Origin of the sequence: Sphingopyxis chilensis, assembly GCF_035930445.1 — a bacterium.
Classification (GTDB): domain Bacteria; phylum Pseudomonadota; class Alphaproteobacteria; order Sphingomonadales; family Sphingomonadaceae; genus Sphingopyxis; species Sphingopyxis chilensis.
Window position 1 is genome coordinate 1,426,985 of sequence record NZ_CP142394.1, and the last position, 16,919, is coordinate 1,443,903.

14 protein-coding genes and 1 pseudogene are annotated in these 16,919 nt (G+C 62.5%); 6 read left to right on the top strand and 9 right to left on the bottom strand.

From position 1 onward, the window contains the following. Positions 1 to 67: 67 nt before the first annotated feature. The 3 genes from VSX79_RS06345 to VSX79_RS06355 all read right to left on the bottom strand — a co-directional run bounded on the left by VSX79_RS06345 (position 68) and on the right by VSX79_RS06355 (position 3,937). Positions 68 to 2,254 carry an AsmA family protein gene (locus VSX79_RS06345; protein WP_326914853.1) on the bottom strand — a complete coding sequence of 729 codons (2,187 nt, stop codon included), beginning with the start codon at positions 2,252 to 2,254 and terminating at the stop codon, positions 68 to 70. Between the two features lie 376 nt (positions 2,255 to 2,630). Continuing rightward, complete coding sequence (locus VSX79_RS06350) at positions 2,631 to 3,011, bottom strand: hypothetical protein (protein WP_326914854.1); 381 nt, start codon at positions 3,009 to 3,011, stop codon at positions 2,631 to 2,633. Positions 3,012 to 3,022: 11 nt separating this feature from the next. Beyond that, on the bottom strand, positions 3,023 to 3,937 hold the full coding sequence (locus VSX79_RS06355) for an SDR family oxidoreductase (RefSeq protein WP_326914855.1): 915 nt from the start codon (positions 3,935 to 3,937) through the stop codon (positions 3,023 to 3,025). 94 nt (positions 3,938 to 4,031) lie between these two features. Between VSX79_RS06355 and VSX79_RS06360 the strand changes: the two genes are divergently transcribed. Then, the gene (locus VSX79_RS06360) at positions 4,032 to 4,652 is read left to right on the top strand and encodes a TetR/AcrR family transcriptional regulator (protein ID WP_326914856.1); all 621 of its coding nucleotides are present in this window, start codon (positions 4,032 to 4,034) and stop codon (positions 4,650 to 4,652) included. Positions 4,653 to 5,136: 484 nt separating this feature from the next. Here the strand turns inward: VSX79_RS06360 and VSX79_RS06365 are convergent, their stop codons facing one another. Then, positions 5,137 to 6,111, bottom strand: a complete 975-nt coding sequence (locus VSX79_RS06365; protein WP_326914857.1) for an alpha/beta fold hydrolase — start codon at positions 6,109 to 6,111, stop codon at positions 5,137 to 5,139. A 542-nt stretch (positions 6,112 to 6,653) separates the two neighbouring features. Between VSX79_RS06365 and VSX79_RS06370 the strand changes: the two genes are divergently transcribed. Genes VSX79_RS06370 through VSX79_RS06380 form a run of 3 tightly spaced genes read left to right on the top strand, consistent with a single transcriptional unit; the run spans position 6,654 to position 9,464 of the window. Further along, positions 6,654 to 8,816: an ATP-binding protein gene (locus tag VSX79_RS06370; protein WP_326914858.1), complete on the top strand. Its 2,163-nt coding sequence runs from the start codon at positions 6,654 to 6,656 to the stop codon at positions 8,814 to 8,816. Beyond that, positions 8,813 to 9,190, top strand: a complete 378-nt coding sequence (locus VSX79_RS06375) for a response regulator (RefSeq protein WP_326914859.1) — start codon at positions 8,813 to 8,815, stop codon at positions 9,188 to 9,190. Before VSX79_RS06370 ends, VSX79_RS06375 begins: the two co-directional genes overlap by 4 nt. Continuing rightward, on the top strand, positions 9,177 to 9,464 hold the full coding sequence (locus VSX79_RS06380; RefSeq protein WP_326914860.1) for an Hpt domain-containing protein: 288 nt from the start codon (positions 9,177 to 9,179) through the stop codon (positions 9,462 to 9,464). The genes VSX79_RS06375 and VSX79_RS06380 overlap by 14 nt, the downstream gene beginning before the upstream one ends. Here the strand turns inward: VSX79_RS06380 and VSX79_RS06385 are convergent. From VSX79_RS06385 to VSX79_RS06400, 4 genes are read right to left on the bottom strand one after another with little or no spacing between them, the layout of a single operon-like run. Further along, positions 9,452 to 10,870, bottom strand: coding sequence for a glycosyltransferase family 2 protein (locus VSX79_RS06385; protein ID WP_326914861.1), 1,419 nt, complete (start codon positions 10,868 to 10,870; stop codon positions 9,452 to 9,454). The genes VSX79_RS06380 and VSX79_RS06385 overlap by 13 nt on opposite strands. Further along, positions 10,867 to 11,901, bottom strand: coding sequence for a HEAT repeat domain-containing protein (locus tag VSX79_RS06390; RefSeq protein WP_326914862.1), 1,035 nt, complete (start codon positions 11,899 to 11,901; stop codon positions 10,867 to 10,869). Before VSX79_RS06390 ends, VSX79_RS06385 begins: the two co-directional genes overlap by 4 nt. A gap of 2 nt (positions 11,902 to 11,903) precedes the next feature. Next, on the bottom strand, positions 11,904 to 12,995 hold the full coding sequence (locus VSX79_RS06395) for a YaiO family outer membrane beta-barrel protein (protein ID WP_326915228.1): 1,092 nt from the start codon (positions 12,993 to 12,995) through the stop codon (positions 11,904 to 11,906). Then, on the bottom strand, positions 12,995 to 13,366 hold the full coding sequence (locus tag VSX79_RS06400) for a response regulator transcription factor (protein ID WP_326914863.1): 372 nt from the start codon (positions 13,364 to 13,366) through the stop codon (positions 12,995 to 12,997). Before VSX79_RS06400 ends, VSX79_RS06395 begins: the two co-directional genes overlap by 1 nt. 393 nt (positions 13,367 to 13,759) lie before the next feature. On the opposite strand from VSX79_RS06400, the pseudogene VSX79_RS06405 reads away from it, so the two are divergent. Then, positions 13,760 to 14,133: pseudogene (locus VSX79_RS06405) on the top strand (glycine zipper 2TM domain-containing protein). Positions 14,134 to 14,218: 85 nt separating this feature from the next. Here the strand turns inward: VSX79_RS06405 and sciP are convergent. Beyond that, the gene (gene sciP / locus VSX79_RS06410) at positions 14,219 to 14,695 is read right to left on the bottom strand and encodes a CtrA inhibitor SciP (RefSeq protein ID WP_407697261.1); all 477 of its coding nucleotides are present in this window, start codon (positions 14,693 to 14,695) and stop codon (positions 14,219 to 14,221) included. Positions 14,696 to 14,913: 218 nt separating this feature from the next. On the opposite strand from sciP, the gene VSX79_RS06415 reads away from it, so the two are divergent. Beyond that, complete coding sequence (locus VSX79_RS06415; protein ID WP_326914865.1) at positions 14,914 to 16,782, top strand: EAL domain-containing protein; 1,869 nt, start codon at positions 14,914 to 14,916, stop codon at positions 16,780 to 16,782. Positions 16,783 to 16,919: the final 137 nt, after the last annotated feature.

Genomic DNA, 16,919 nt, shown 5'->3' on the forward strand with positions numbered 1-16,919 from the left:
TTGCACAATGTCGCGCTAAAACTAGCTGGTCCGCTAACGGCCATGAGCAGCGGTGCGGGAGTTGATTTCAGAAGATACCGAGGAACTTCTTGCGTTGCTTCTTTCGACCGTCGGCCGACTGCTTGCCATCCTCGGACTTGGCGGTCGTGCCCTTGCCGACATCGTCGCGCGGCTTGCCCTTGCTGGTGCGCTGGGCGGCCGCGGTCGCGCCGGCGAGCACGGGACCGCACTGCGCCGCCTTCGCATCGCCGGGATCGATAAATGGAATGATCAATCCCACGGGGCTGGCGAGAATGCCCAGACCGAGCCCAGCGCCGGCGCGGCCCGCAAGTTCGTCGCTGATGGGATCGATCTTCGGCGCCGCGAAATGGCCCTCGACCCCGAGGGGCGACTGGCCCGAAAAGAGGCTGAAGGTCTTGCCGTCGGCGCGCACCGCCATGTCGATCGCCTCGTTGCGGAACGAGAATCCGCCGCGGCCCAGCATTACATTCTTCTTGGTGTCGATCAGGATCGGGTCGGCCGCTGCGATCCCGCCGCGCACGGTGAAGGCGATCACCCCGCAGTTGATTTCGACCGGCTTTTTGAGCTTGTCCTGGAACATCTTCTGCACGAAAGTCCCGATATCGAGTTCGGCGAGCTGGATGTTACGCGTCCAGAAGGTGCCCTGCGGCAGGACGAAAGCGATCCGGCCGTTCGACGTCGCAAGCGACTCGCGCACGCTGTCGCCGAAGCCCACCATCCGCATGCGTCCGCTGACCGTTCCTGTCGTACCCGATTTCTCCGTTCCGAAGCGCGCGAGCAAGGTACCGAGCCGCGTCGGCGATAGGCGGACGTCATATTCGGTGCGCACCGCCGCGGGGCGCGTGTCGATCGCGATGTCGCTTTTGACCCTGCCGCCCGCGACGATGAAATTGAACGGCTTCAACTCCAGGAGGCCGTTCTTGAGCGCGAGCGTCAGGTCGACATTGCTGATCGGGAAACTCTCGGCACGCACGCGCGTGACTCGGTAACGAACGTCGGCGTCGAAGCGCTTCAATGCCTCGACGCGCAGCGGCGCGTCGGGCAGCACGCGCGGGCGGCCGCCGACGGTTTCGATCGTGCCGCCGGTGCCCATCGTGTCGAGCCGCTGCGGATCATAACCCACGAAGGGCCCTGCATCGATAATGTCGAGCGAACGCGTGGTAAGGTCGGCCTTGAGGTACAGCCGTCCCTTCGGCCGGCTGACCGCGAGCGAACCGGCCAGATCGCTGTCGCCGAACATTCCCTTCATCCCCGTCAACTTCCAAACCTCGTTTTCATAGGTCAAAGCGGATGTGACGCGATAGGCCCGGGTGTCGGGGATCGCGACGCCGAGAAAATCGAAAATGCGCGACAGATTGCCGCCGCGCGCCCGTAGCTTGAGGTTGGCGCCTTCAAGCTCGGTCGGCCCCGGCAGCGTCCCCGACACATCGAGCGTGTTGCCGAGCCCGACCGCGTGAAGCGTCAGGGCGTTCTTACCCCCGGCAATCGTCGCGTTCGGCGATTTGAGGCCGCCCGACAGGGAGAAGGGCTGCGCGCGCATCGCCCCGCGTCCCGAAAAGCCGATATCGTCGTTGATGCGCGTGCCGGCCGCGCGCACGGTGTCGATATCGATGTCGGCGAAAAGCTGCAGTTTGGGATCGCGATAGGTGAGGCCGCTCCGCGTGATCGCGGCGCGGCGGATTTGCGGCAGTTCGAGCGGCTCGGGCGGGCGGTTCGGGTCGCCAAAGGTCCAGCTGTTGCGATTGTTTCCGGCGTCCCATTCGAGCGCGATCTGTGCACCGTCGAGATCGGCGAACCGCAGGATGCGGTTTCCGAACATGAGCGGCAGGGTGGCAAGCCTCGTATCGACCTTTTTGGCCGTGAAGAACTGCTTTTCGCGCGCCCATGCGGGGTTTGCGATGCGGATGTTCTCGGCATAGAATTTGACGTTGAAGGGCGCGAAATAGAGCTCGAAGTCGCCGCCAACTTCGACTTCGCGTTCGAGCTGCGCCGTTGCGAACCGCTCGAACGGGCCTTTGAGGAAATGGCCCTTCGTGATGAACAGCACCAGCCAGATCGCGAAGATAAAAAGCAGGATGATCGCGACCGTCCTGATAGCGATACGCAGCGGTCGCGGGCGTCGCTCGAGCCAGGCGGGCGTCCACGCCGTCCGTGCCCAGCGGCGCGAGCGATCGGCCCAGTTGGAGGCTGGCGAACGGACCGCTGAGGCCTGCTGACCGGAGCGCATGTGCATGCGGCATCAATCCGCCGTGCAGCGTATCGTTCCTTTTGCGTCCTGGCCTGAATCGGGCGGCGCGCGATGGCAGGGCGGAGGTGATTTGCTTTGCGTAGCCACGTTGATATTGAACTGGGTTTTGATCACCATTTTGCATTATGGTCGCGGTTGATCCGGCGCCTTCAATCCGCGTGTCGGTGGACGCGACGGGATGGGGGATCGGACGGGAGCGCGCCGTCAGCATCGCCGCGATGCTGGGGCGGCTTGATAGCTTGTAACGCGTGGCGGCGACCTTGAGGTTGGGAATGTCTGCATTCTGCGACGGCGGGCCAAAGCTGTCTGGCCGCTAACGGCCAGATCCGCCCGGAAGCGATCGCCGCACCGGTGAGAGGCTTCAAGGACGCCCAGCGGCGGTTTGCCGGGTGAACAATGTCGTCAGCATAAGCGCGCAATAGAGGCTGACGGCAAAACGCGGCTGCGTATACTCGATGAAGAGAAAGCAGATTCCGAGCCATCCGAGACCTGCCAGCAACGCAAGCATCAACAGCGGCAACGCATGCGTCATGGGCGCCGCGCGCGAAGCCACATAAAGCCCCATTGCACCAAAGGCCGCCTGTCCCAGGCCATAGGCGCTGTGCAGACCGTAATAGAGATCGGTGGTCGGCCCCGGCCGATGCAGTCCGCGAAAATGTTGCGATACGACGTCGATCAGAAAATGGGCCGTGCCGAATAGCGTCAGCACTCCGAAGGCCGTAAAGACGATATATTTGTGCATTTCGGTGGCCCTCAAGGAAAGCTGGTATTGGTCAGTCGTCCGGATTCCGTCCACAGAAGGCGCAGCGTTTCCGGTTCTCGTGCTGGCGCCGGAATACGGGCTTCGGCGGGATAACCACGCGTCTCGCCCAGCCTGTCCGGTCCATAATAGCCGCCGGCCTTGGCTTCGGGAGCGGTTGCCGCGAACAGCGTCGGCAGAGCCCCTTGCCAGACCGGCTGGAACAGGAAGCCCAGCAATTTTCGTGCGACCCCCGCGGCCCCCGAGCCTCCTGGCGTGTTCAGCAGCAAGTTGGTTCGCGACACGCCTGGATGCGCCGCGATACTGGTGATGCCCCAGCCGCCCGCGTCGCTCCGTCTCTGCAATTCCAGCGCAAACATAAGGCAGGCGATCTTGGACTGCGCATAGGCTTTCATCGGGAGATAATCTTCGCCGAAGTGGAGGTCGTCGAAATGAATGTCGCCCTGACGCGCCGCGATGCTGGACAGGGTCACGACGCGGGATCGGGTGCCGCGCCTGAGGAGCGGCAGAAGCCCTGCGGTCAGCACGAAATGACCGAGATAATTGGTGCCGAACTGCAACTCGAAACCGTCTACCGTTTCCATCCGCACCGGCGGGTTCATCACGCCGGCATTGTTGATCAGGCCGTCCAGCGCGTCGCGCTCGCTCGCCAGCCGGCCGCAAAAGCGCCGAACCGACGCGAGGTCCGAGAGGTCGAGATGGGCGAAGCTGATCCTCGCGCCCCGAGCCTCGGCCTTGATCCGCTCTACGGCTGCCTGGCCGGCTCCGGTATTGCGACCGGCGAGGATTACCTCCGCATCCGCCTTCGCCAAAGCCAGCGCATCTTCATACCCAAGGCCGCCCGTGCCCGTGACCACAAATGTGCGCCCTCGCTGAGAGGGCATGTCCGCCGCCGTCCATTTAGCCATCTTCCAATTCTTTCATCAAAATTGCACGCTGTGTAAAAATGCACTAGAATGTGCAAATGATTTCGCCAAGTGAAAAATTGCACCGGAGGCAAAATTGACGAGAGCAGAGGGAAAGGTCGTCCGCGAGGGCTTGCGCGAGCGAAAGCGCCGCGAAACCCATAATCGCATCCAGGATTCGGCGAAGAAGCTGTTCATCGCGCGCGGCTACGAGGCCACGACGCTGGAAGATATCGCCGACGCGGCGAATATCTCGCGGCGCACGGTCTTCCATTATTTCAAGTCGAAGGACGACATCCTGATGTCAATGGCGGGCGGCATGGGGGACGCGCTTGCACAAGGGCTGAGGGCTCGGCCGGCGGGTAAGTCGCCGTTGGCGACCATGATCGACGTGCTCGAAGGCATTGCCGCCGCGCAGCCGCGTGACGAGCTTTTGATCTTTGACAGGGTCATGCGATCGAGCGAAGCGGTGCTGGCCCGAAAGCGCGCCAACTATATTCTGCACGAAGAAACATTGTTCCTGGCTATGGAATCGCGATGGCCCGATCCTGCCATGCGCGAAGAGTTGCGGCTGACGGCCACCATGGTCGTCAGTATCGTGCGCCTGTCGCTCGAACGTTTCAACCTGGAGGAAGGGAAACGGTCGCTGTCTGAACTGATGCACAAGGAATTTGCTCTCATGAAGCAGATTCTTGTGGACGGGTTGGCCGCAGTTTAGCGTCAGCGCGGGGCGAGAAACATCAAGCGCATGACGGGCCCGGCTTCCTGGCCTGTACGCGAGACATGATGTGGCAATGGCGGCCATGGCTGCGGATGATCGATGAAAAGGCGGCTGCCAGAAGCCGGCCGTCGTACTGCGCTGCGGAAGTCCGCCCATGACGGCCGTTCCGACCGGCCCGAGAACCTCGCCGGACTGCGCGAACACGGCCAAGCAGCGCGCCGAGGCCGCGTCGATCGCGGTATCGGCGCCAGTCGCATGCGGCTCGACCAAGAGAATGCTCGGACGTCGGCTTGTCTTTCTTCAGTCCACAAAGCGGTCGGACCGCAAACGGCCGGATTTTGCTGAACGGCAGCCGCGATGAGCAAATCCCCAATTCCGGGTGGACGCCGGACCGGCTGCCATGAAGGGAAAGCTATTTCGGGCGCAAAATCGCTTCCCGCCGTCGCGCCAACGGGAGGAAATGACATTGTTTCAGAGCAGCTCATTCCGAGCGTCTGCCCATAAAATCGAGGATCAGGCTCGCTATCTCTTCGTTCTTCTCGTCGAGAGCGAAGTGGCCCGCATCGAGCAAGTGAATTTCCGCATTAGGCACGTCCTTCTTGAACGCGGCGCCCCCCGCGGCGATGAAGGATGGGTCGTTGGCTCCCCATACAACCAGGGTCGGCGGCTGATGTTCGCGAAGCCAAGCCTGCCACTTCGGATAGGCCGCCACGTTGGTCCGATAATCGTAGAGCAAGGCGGACTGGATCTCGCGCTGGCCTGGCTTTGCGAGATGCGCAAACTCGTTAAGCCAACTTTCGGGATTATAACGCTCTGGATGCGATGTGCCGGCTATGTGGCGCTGCATCGTGGTTTCGAAAGACAGGAAGGTTTCAAGAACTTCCGGATGGCCTTTCGGATCGGCCCAAAATTCGGCAATTCCGGGCCATTTCTTGCCCAAGCCTTCTCGATAGGCATTGCCGTTCTGTGTTATGAGCGCTTCCAATCGCTCTGGATGCGCCAGCATCATCCGGAAACCTACCGGAGCGCCGTAATCGTGAATGTACAGGCTGTAACGCTCGACCTTGAGGCGTACCAGCAGCTCATCCATCACTTTCGCGAGATGATCGAAGGTATAGGGGAAGGCCGATGGGTCGGGTGCGTCGCTTTGTCCGAAGCCCGGGTAATCCGGCGCGATGATGTGGTATCGAGTGGCCAGCAGCGGGATGAGCGCGTCATACTGGCGAGATGACGTCGGAAAACCATGCAGCAAGACGATTGTCGGCGCATCTTTCGGTCCGGCTTCGCGATAGAACACGCCGACGCCGTCGATCTGAATTCTGTGATAGGTCGTAGTCGAACGGTAAGACGCTTGTGGAGCGGCCCACGCCGTCGGTGCGAAGCCGGTCAATAACGTAGCAGCTGCCGCCACGCTAAGTAGCCAATTTTTCAGGCGAACAGGCCGGTGGCAAATCATGAGAAATCCTCGATCGAGCCAGTGTCAGTTTTCTGCGACGAGCGATCCAAAACAGCCTTGGGAAACGAGCAAAGTCGCATGGTCATGGTCTGTGTTCGCCCGGGGAGTCTGGTCGGTTACATCAACGAGACTGTTTCATTCATATCGGCCCGTGGACGGGTTCGGCTCTCGCTGCCAGAGGGGCGCTCGATCAACCCTGTCAACGGCAGGGACCGGGAAGGCGTTGGCGTAAAACCCGACCATATTGTGCCAGCCGAGACCGCGCTCGGGCGAGCGTGGTCATTGGCGAACGGAGCCATTGCTGGGTCTAGGCTGGGCATAGGGAATGATCAGATTATATTCGGGGACGAGACCGCTGCCTGATTTCGGAGCGCATCAGCCGAGAGCCGACATGCAGCAATTGGCGAGTGGCCGAGACACAGGGCAGCTCCCAAGGGCGCCACTTCCTCTAGAAGCCTACGATAATAGTCACTTGAGGGGTGCGGGCCGGCAACGGTCCTGCTATCTACTCGCTGGTCCAGTATCGGATCGTTGAGCGCATAATGGATATCGGGATCTCGGGTTTGCATCGCGCCATTTGGTCAAATCGATTGCTAATCGGCACCTGCGCCACGGCGCTACTTGTCGTCCTTTTCCTCGTGGTCGATGTCGATCGGGGCTTTGAACAGAATGCGCGCCTGCGCCAAGACGTCTCGGATTCCTATGACGCAAGGGCGGCGCTGCAAGCCGTCCTGACTAGGCATCAGGATATCGAACTTGGTCAGCGGGGCTATGTGATCACCGGCGACCCCGGATTTCTTCAACCCTATAGAGATGCCGAGACGCGTATCGAAGCAAATCTCAATGCATTTGCCAGACGCGCGGGCGAAGGCCCGTCAAGAAACATCGCAGAACTTCGCCGGGCATCTGCCGAGAAGCGACAGTTTGTCTCACGGACGATTGGCCTCGTCGAAACGGGGCACCGCGCCGAAGCCGAACGCCTGATCGCCAGCGGCGAGGGTAAGGAATCGATGGACCGGGTCCGCTCGCTCGTCTCGGAAATCTCGGAAAATGAGCGGCAGCGGCTTCGCGAACGCATCACGGTTGCGGATGCGGCCCGCGAGGCGCTCAGGCAGCGCACGTTTATCCTGTTGACGGGGTTGATATTGTTGCTGGCCTTGTCGGCCTTTTTCATCGCGCGGAGCCAAGCCGCGAGAAAGCGAGCGTTCCGCCGCGCGCAGGATCTTGCCGCCCGTCAGGAAGCGATCTTCGACAGCGCCAAGGACGGGATGATTGTTCTCAACCCGAGCGGCAGCATCGAGAGTTTGAATCCAGCCGCGGCGTCGATGTTCGGCGTGGCGCCGGAATCGATGCTTCGCCGCGACATCGGATCGCTTTTCGAGATCGCGCCGGACCGGGGCCAGATCGAAACCTTCCTTCGCCGTCTCGTGGCGAACAGGAAATCGCACCCGAGGCAGATACAGGAATTCGTCGGGCGGCGAAGCGATGGAGCGAGCTTTCCGCTCGAGGTTTCCGTCAGTCCGGTTCACTTGGCGGACGCAACGCTGTTTCTCGCAGTCATCCGCGACATCAGCGAGCGGCGCGAGGTCGAGCAGATGAAAAGCGAATTCGTTGCAACTGTAAGCCATGAATTGCGAACGCCGTTGACGTCGATTGCGGGATCGCTCGGACTTATCAGTGGGGGCGCCGCCGGCGACGTATCACCGAAGGTCGCACGCCTGGTCGAGATTGCGCACAGCAATGCCGCGCGGCTGGTGCGGCTGATCAACGACATTCTCGACATAGAGAAAATCGAAGCGGGGCGGATGCCGTTCGACGTGCGGTCTTTGGCACTTCGCCCGATCCTCGATGAGGCGGCTCAACAGATGTCGGGCTTCGCGCGGGAATATGACGTATCTGTTCAGATCGAACCTTTTGACTCCGATGCAGCGGTATTGGCGGATGAAGACCGGTTGATGCAGGTCGTTTCGAACCTCCTTTCCAATGCGATCAAATTCTCGCCGCGCGGGGGGAACGTGACTGTGCGGGTGTCAGCGCTCGATCGGCGCCGCCGCATCAGTGTCATCGATCGCGGCGCGGGCATTCCCGAAGCCTTCCGTGACCGGATTTTCGGGAAGTTTGCCCAGGCAGATGCTTCGGATTCACGCCAAAAAGGGGGAACCGGTTTGGGCCTGAGCATCGTGCGCGAAATCGTAGTTCGGCTCGGTGGTTCGGTAGGTTTCGAAAGCGAGGAGGGGAAGGGAACGGTCTTCCACGTCGACCTCCCGGCTGCCGAACCGCCAAATATGACGCCGCGAGCGGATCTGGCGGAATCGAGTGTGCGCAATTCGACGCTGCCCGTCATTCTCCACGTCGACGATGACCCGGACATGCTCGCTGTCGTTGCCGGCATGTTCGAGAACAAGGCCAATTTGCAGTCCACCCCCAGCGTTGCCGAGGCGCGGGCGCTGTTGGGACGTCATCGATATGACGGCGCCATCCTCGACGTGGGGATGCTTGACGGGTGCGGGACCGATCTCGTGGCTCCCCTGCGCAAGCGCTCGGGCGCTATCCCGATCATTCTCTTCACCGCCCAGGAAATCGAAGGGGGAGCCGAGGGAGTCGATCTCGTCCTGGTCAAATCGCGGGCGAGCCTCGACCTTCTCGTCCGCGAGATGCTCGACCGGATCGATAGGGCAAGGCGCAACGCGGAGAGGGGCGAATGAGCGATCGAATTCTCTATATCGATGACGAAGCCGACATTCGCGAAATCGCGCAGATGGCCCTCGAACTCGATTCGGCATTTGCTGTGAGAACCAGCGCGTCGGGCCGCGAGGGGATTGCCGCCGCACGCGACTGGGCGCCGGCGCTCATCCTGCTCGATGTCATGATGCCCGAACTTGACGGGCCGGCGGTGCTCGGCTTGCTGCGCGACGACCCCGCAACCTCGAAAATCCCGATCGTTTTCATCACGGCGCGCACCCAGGCTCAGGAAGTCGCGCATCTGCAGGCCTTGGGCGCTCGCGGGGTAATCGCCAAGCCTTTTGATCCGATGACGCTCGCCGGACAGGTTCGGGATTTTCTCGATGAGCGAATTTGACGAACGCCTGGCCGCCTTGGCGGCGCGCTTCTTTGTTGAGGCCACCGGCAGCATCGCTTTTATCGAAGCATGCCTCGCGCGCCGCGACTGGATCGATCTCTCGGCCCGGTGCCACAGCCTTGCTGGGCGCGCCGGAATGTTCGGTCAGGCACCGCTCGGCGAAGCCGCCCGAGCGGTCGAAGAAGCCATCGACGCTGCGGCGCCGGCGGCCGTGATCGAACCTCTGGCGCTCGCCTTGCTCGATCAATTGCGGGCTCTGCGTCAGGAACGCTGAAACCCCTTGCGGACCATTTTACCCCAGCCCTGTTTTTTCCGCAGAAACTGCCACCAGCCGCGCAAGCGCCAGAAATTGTTGAGCTGGCGGTATCCGAAATTCTCGAGCACCGCGACGGCGGTCAGAATGACGAGGTCCCGCGCCCGCGGCAGGCGGCGAAGCTGGACTTCCTCTAGGATCAGTGTGGCGACGCTGATGAATATCCCGAAGGTGAAGATGACCGCGAGAAAGGCGAGCAGATAATCGACCGAAATGAGCCCGAGCATCCATAACGGCGGAACGAGCAGATAGCCCGCGACCTCGACAAGCGGGCCGATGACGTCGACGAGGAAAACCTGGCCGAAGCCCAGAAACCCGATCCGGCCGTAACGGGGGTTGAGGAACATATCCTTGTGCGTGCGAAATGTTTCGAGCGACCCGCGTTGCCAGCGGGCGCGCTGGTTGCCGAGAATGGCTGCCGTTTCGGGCGCCTCCGTCCAGCTGACGGGTTCAGGAATATAGACGACCCGGTAGGGACGCTTCAAATCGCGCATCCGGCGGTGAAGCTTTACGACCAGCTCCATGTCTTCGCCAACCGTATCGGCGCTGAACCCGCCTACGTCGATCACGCTGTTGCGGCGGAACAGGCCGAACGCACCCGAGATGATCATGAGAGACTGCAACTCGCTCAAGCCCAGCCGCGCCATCAGAAAAGCGCGGAGATATTCGACCACCTGTACCAGCGCGAAAAAATTGCGGGGAAGATGCGCCTCCAGCACGCGGCCTCCCTCGACGCGGCAGCCGTTGGCGATGCGGATGGTGCCGCCCACCGCTACCGTACGCGCCGGGTCTTCGATAAAGGGCCGCGCCGCGCGCATCAGCGCATCGGGTTCGAGGAGCGTGTCGGCGTCGATCACGCACACGATCGGCGTGCGAGCGACATTGATCCCGGCATTCATCGCGTCAGCCTTGCCGCCATTCTCCTTGTCCACGAGCCAAAGGCGCGGCCGTTCGGGGGCCGCATAGAGCTGCCGTATGGGTCGATGGACCAGGGCTCGGTCGTGGTAGCGGGTTACGGGCCGCATCGAATAATGGTCGATCAGGACCCGGAGCGTCTTGTCCTTGGATCCATCGTTGACGACGATGACTTCGAAATCGGGATAATGGAGCGCGAGCAGCGCCTCGACGCTTTCGATAATGGAAAGCTCTTCGTTGTAGGCGGGCGCGACAATCGCAATCGAGGGCGCGATATCGGCGAAGCGATCCCATAAGGCGCTGGTCGATGCGTAGGCCGGTCGGCGATGGAGCGCGAGGGCTGCGAACAGCAGTTGGACGATGTAGAATAATATCTGAACAAGTCCGCAGGCGATCACGAGAAGCGTGACGATTTCGGCGGCACGAAATAGCCAGGAGGGCATCTCCATCATGGAGCGATGCCGCGCTCTGCGAGCATGGCGGCGGCCGCTTCGCGCGCAAGTTCGCCGCCATGCTCGGCAGCGCCCCGCAGATGGGCGATCCCTGGGCCACCAAGCTGAAGCAGGGCTTCCGCGGCGCGGAAACGCACCCACCATTCGGGCGCGCCGAGCAACCCGGTCAGCTGCTCGGCGCTTTCGAGCAGCGCAATCCGCCCCGCTGCGCCAGCGGCCGCGACGCGTGCGGGCATCGAGGAACTGGCGAGACCCGCGAGGACTGCCTCGCGCGCGGCGGGATGGCCGATCCGGCCCAGCGCGTGGAGGTAGCGCGGCAATTCTTCGCTATGCTCGGGGGCGCGAAGCCCGAGTTCCACGATGGCTGGAACGAGACGATAATCGCCGGTATTCGCCAGCGCCTCGATCGCGGCCAAGCGGACGGACAGGGGTAAATCCAGATCGAGCACCAGCTCCTGGACCTCGTCCGGCGCATAGTCGGCATAATGCCGAAACAGGGTGATCGTGAGCAGCGAGGATCGCTCGTCGCGAAGTCCAAGCCGGGCGACGATTTCGTCCAGCCCGGGGCGCGTCTCCCCGCGCGCCAGGGCGAGAGCCGCCGCGAGCTTGATATCGTCATCGTGATCGCCGAGCGCGTCCATCAACGCGCCGCGCGAGGCTGCATCGTCGAACAGCGCGAGACCCTGGACGGCCGCCGCGCGCCGGCGCCGCGAAACGGAGCGCAGCTGGCGCCTCAGCCGCTCGGGAACGCCGAGTTCGGTCGCCTTGACGATAAATTGCGTTCGCTCGGCACCGCGGACAAGCTGGATGAGATCAAGGGTCAGCTCAGTCACAACCGAATCCGCCATCCCGTCGATATCACCGTATGCCGCGCTGTCGCCGTCCAGAAGAAGCGGCGCGAGCCGCCGCCGCGCGGCGAGCAGCCGCTTGCGGCTCGAGGTTGATAAGGCGCGAAGGACAACGAGCGAGACCATTACTACCAGCGCCAGACCCGCGAGAAGCAATGAGAGGTCCCAGATCAGGCGCAGCATCGTCAGAAGCGCAGCCCGAAGCCCACCGTGAGCTGCGTCCGGTCTGCTCCCGTCGCGCGATCGTCGTGCGCCACGGCCACGCGTAGCAGGTGACGGTGTCCGAGATCGAGCGAGGCCCCGCCGAAAAGGCTGCGAACATCGACGACAACGCCCTCGTCGGTATCGGGCGCGTCGCTATAGCCCGCGAACAGGCGTAGAGGCTCGCTGGCCTGAATATCGCCGCGCACCAGAAAGCCCAAACGATGCGTGCCGCGTTCGTCGAAAAGGTTGATCCAGCGGCCCGAAAGCCAAAAACGTCCGCCGACATATTGTTCGATACCGGGCGTCAGGCTCTGCACGTCGCCGACGGCGAAACGGGACTGCCGGCCATCGAGCGTCAATATTGTTGCATTCGGGCCGCTTTTGATCCGGAGCGAGCCGCCCAGACCCAGCTGCCATTCCGGGCGGAAGTCGGCATTCGGCGTGCCTCCCAGCGTCGCATACACCCGTGCGGCGTCGGACAAACGATAATCGAGCTGCGCCTCGCCATAGATGTCGTCGCGGTCGAAGCGCCGGGCATATTCGATGCGGGCTCCGATCGTGGCTGCGGCTGCGGTGCGGCGGACCTGAATCGCCAGCTCGCGCCATTCGGGCTGCGGGCTATCCAGCCAGCTGTATGCGGCGTCCATGTCGACCTGCCAGCGATGCTCGGACGGAGCATCGGCAAGCTCGCGGCGAAGCGCGGCGACCTCGGAATTGTCCGCGCCCACGGCATCGAGCACGCGCAGCGCTCCGGCTCGATCGCCTCGCCGCCGGGCGATCCGGGCGAGACCGATCTGCGCGTCGCCATAGCCGGGCGCGATGGCGAGTGCGGATTTGAACGCTACCTCCGCCGAATCGAGTTGCCCCAATGCGAGGTGGGCCAGTCCCAACTGCACCTGTGCATCGCTATTGCGGGGATCGGCGACGACGAGCGGCTCGAGCAACGCGACGGCGCGCGCCGGATCGCCCGCGAGCCGGGCTTCAACGGCCTGATCATAAACGCTGCGCGCGGGTTCCTGCGCCGCCGCCGGGACGGCGTAGCCGATTGCCAAGGCAAGGATGAGCGGCCGCATCACCGGCGGGCCGCCATCAGGCGAGCCAGCCGGCTCATCAACTCTTCCGGAATGAAGGGCTTTACTAGATAATCATCGGCACCGAGTTCGAGCGCCCCGACGATATCGCGTTCCTGGCGCCGCGCGGTGAGCATGATGATCGGAATGTCGGCGGTGGCCACATCGGCTTTCAGGCGACGCAAGACTTGCTGGCCGTCGAGCACGGGCATCATCATGTCCAGCACGATCGCGTCGGGGCTGCATTGGGCCGCCTGTACTACTGCGGCGCCGCCGTCGCTCGCGACGACGACGCGGTATCCCCGACTGCCAAGCCGGTGGCTGAGGAGTTCGACCAGCAACTCATCATCGTCGCATACCAAAACGGTTTGCATCGGCACCATTATCTCCGTTTTTTGTCATCAACTCAGTAGCATGCCGAGCCGGGCATTGCATCTGTACGCACACGAATTGCGTCATTCGGAAACAAAATCGGTCAGGTCGCCGGGGTTGTGTGCGCTTCTGTCTCCAACTGGCACTCATTTAGAGGTTGAGGCGACAGGCGGTTGTTTCCGAGGTAGAGAGATTTACCCCACGCCGGCCTGCCGCGTGTCCTCGATCAACAATGTGCCCATTTGATCGGCAGTTCTCCCATGCTTGGGCACGGCGTCGTCAATCTGCGGCCAGATCTGCAAATTGCCGGACCGGATGCGAGAGGCATTTGGCTCGTTCAGCAGCTGTTCGCGCGCGTTGGATATTTTCGGATCGTCAAATGTGGGGGACGGGTTGTGAAGAAGATTATTGCCGCCGCTGTCCTCGCGGCACTCGCTATCCCCGCGGCACCGGTGCTTGCTGATCCTCCGCCTTGGGCTCCAGCGCACGGGAAGCGGGCCAAGGATCGCGGCCTTTATGATGGTTATGGCCGCTATTATGAACCCCGACGCCTGTCGCACAATGATCGCATCTGGCGGACCAAGGACGGCCGTTACCACTGCCGCCGCGACAATGGCACCACGGGACTGATCGTCGCGCAGCGGTCGGTGCGCTCGTGGGTCGGGAGTTGGATGGCGGGCGAGACCGCACCGTCGGCACGATCATCGGCGCGGCGGGTGGCGGCCTCCTCGGCAGGGCGGTCGACCGCGGCGAGCTCAAATGTCGCTGAACCGAAAGGACGGCGCGAGAGGGACCAGTCTGCTCGCGCCGTCCTCGGGGTGCCGCACGTTGTGGGGACGTACGGCGCCCATTCTCTATTCGATATGTCGGCCCCGATATTCTCGAATCCTTGTAATGCGGAGGCTCGGAACCCCGGCGCGATCGATCGAGCGCCGCCACGCCGCTAGCTCCTCGGCGCTAAGGCGATATCTTTTGCAGGCATCTTCGAGCGCCAGCATTCCGCCATCGATCGCGGCCAGGACCTCAGTCTTGCGACGCGAAACCCAATAGGTCGTGCATGACGATGGCAGATCGTCAATCGTAAGCGGGCCCAGCGGTCCGGCAACCGATGTCGGTCTTGTCCTGCGTTCGAGCACCGCGAACTCTCCATTCGCAAGGCTATGCCGCTTCATGCCCCCGCCCGGAATCTGCGCTGGCAAGGTTAACAAAAGCTTGGGCCATGTCCGATAATGCGACCGACGATTATGCCTCCTTCGCCGTTCCCGCTGCAATAGATGCGTGCGTGGATACCGCCATTGCTGCGGTATCGATCGTTTCGGGGTCTTTTGCATCGCGGTGTGCGGGAATTCGCGGGGGTGCGGTGGTCATCATCGGAAGTGCCATCGCGTCGTCGGGGTGGCGCATCGACATCTTTCCCGGACCGGCGCGTCGAGTTCTTTCGTCGCGATGCCGAGCGGCAATTTTGCCTCGTCCGAGAGCCCCGAGACCGGCCCCGCTTAACATGGATCATTGACAAAAAAATTAAGAATCGCAGCGCTATCCCATTGGTATGCGTATCCTAGCTATCGACGACGAGCAGGCAATTCTGGACGCCTATCGTCACATCCTCGCTCCAGATTCCGACAACCATTCCTCCGCGCTCGATGCGCTCGGCGAGGCCCTGTTCGCAACGCCAGCTGGCGCGGGCGTGTCTATCGCGCAGCCCGCCGACATCACCTATTGCCGGCAAGGGCTCGAGGCCGTCGCCGAAGTCGAGGCGGCAGTCGCCGCCGGGCGCCCTTTCCAGGTGGCGTTTCTCGACGTTCGCATGCCGCCCGGTATCGACGGCCGGGAGACGGCGCGGCGGATTCGGGCCGCCGACCCGAATATCAATCTGGTCATCGTCTCGGCTTATTCAGACCATGATGTCACCGACATATCGCTCGTCGCCGGGCCGCCCGACAAGATTTTCTATATCTCCAAGCCTTTTTCCGCCGACGAAATCCAGCAGATGGCGATCGCCCTGTCGCGCCGCTGGGATGTCGATGCCCGCCAGATCGAGATGCTGCGCGAAAAGATCGACCAACTGGCGGAAAGCGAAGCCAGGGCCCGGCACGCCGCACTCCACGACTTCCTGACCGGCGCACCGAACCGGCTTGCCTTCCAGCAGACGCTGAACGCGAAGGTCCATGGAGCAGACAGGGCTTTTGCGCTCGGGCTCCTCGATCTCGATCGCTTCAAGACCGTCAACGATACATTCGGCCACGGGGCCGGCGACCATCTTTTGCAGACGATCTACGAAACGATCCGCGAGGAAGTGCCGGCGGGAACCGTGGTGGCCCGGCTCGGCGGCGACGAGTTCGGCGTCATCCTCGAGACGGCATCGGTCGAAGACGCCGAAGATGTCTGCCGACGCATCATTGCCCGGTGCGCGGGAAATTTCATGATCTACGGCAACAGCGTCCAGGTTGGGGCTTCCATCGGAATGCTTTGGGCCGAGGATTTTCCCGAGCGCGATGCGAACGATGCTTTGCGCTTCGCCGATATTGCGCTGTACGAGGCCAAGCGGCGCGGACGCCAGCAATATTGCCGCTTCGATGCGGCAATGGACGCCAGCACCAAGTTCCGCCAGACGATCGAGGTGGCGCTGCGCCAGGCGGTCGCCAACGACGAACTGACCGTGCATTATCAGCCGATCATCGAGCGCGACGGCCTCGTTCCGATCGGGTTCGAGGCGCTGCTGCGCTGGCACAGCCCGGTCCACGGCGAGATCCCGCCCGCGGTTTTTATCCCGATCGCCGAAGAGACGGCGCTCATCCACCAGATCGGCGACTGGGTCCTCGAACGGGCGCTAGCGGACAGCCGCAGCTGGCCCGAATTCATCGTCTCGATCAATTTCTCGCCGGCGCAGTTCAAGCGTCCCGATTTCATTTCGACCATCTGCGAGGCCGCGACCCGTCTCGGCGCGCCATTCGACAAAGTTCAGATCGAGGTGACCGAAACGGCGATGTTTGACGATATCGACCGGGCTTCATCGACCCTTACCGAGCTTCAGCGCCTTGGATTCCGCGTCGCGCTCGACGACTTCGGGACCGGCTATTCCAACCTGCTCAGCGTGAAGAACTTCGCGCTCGACTGCATCAAGATCGACAAGAGCTTCGTCGATGGTCTCGGGGTCGAATCCGACGCCGCCGCGATCGTCAATTCGATAACGCAGCTGGCTCGCGGTCTCGGCCTCAACGTTATTGCCGAAGGCGTCGAAACCGACGTTCAGTGCCAGGCACTGCGCGTCATCGGCTGCTCGCACATGCAAGGCTATCTGTTCGGCAAGGGCGTGCCGCTCGCCCAGACCGGCGAATATTATCTGGCGGGACGCGCCGGCGTCCCGACGATTCTGGCTCCTGACGACGCCGTTACCGCGAAGCGGTCGAGGCGCTGATCCGTGGGCGGGGCGCACGCCATCAAATATTATCTGACCGCATCGTTGAGCCGGCGTCTCGGGCTCAATCTGTTCGCATACAGCCTCTTTGGCCTCGTCGCCATTCTGCTCCTTCTCGGCACGGTCATCGACGATCG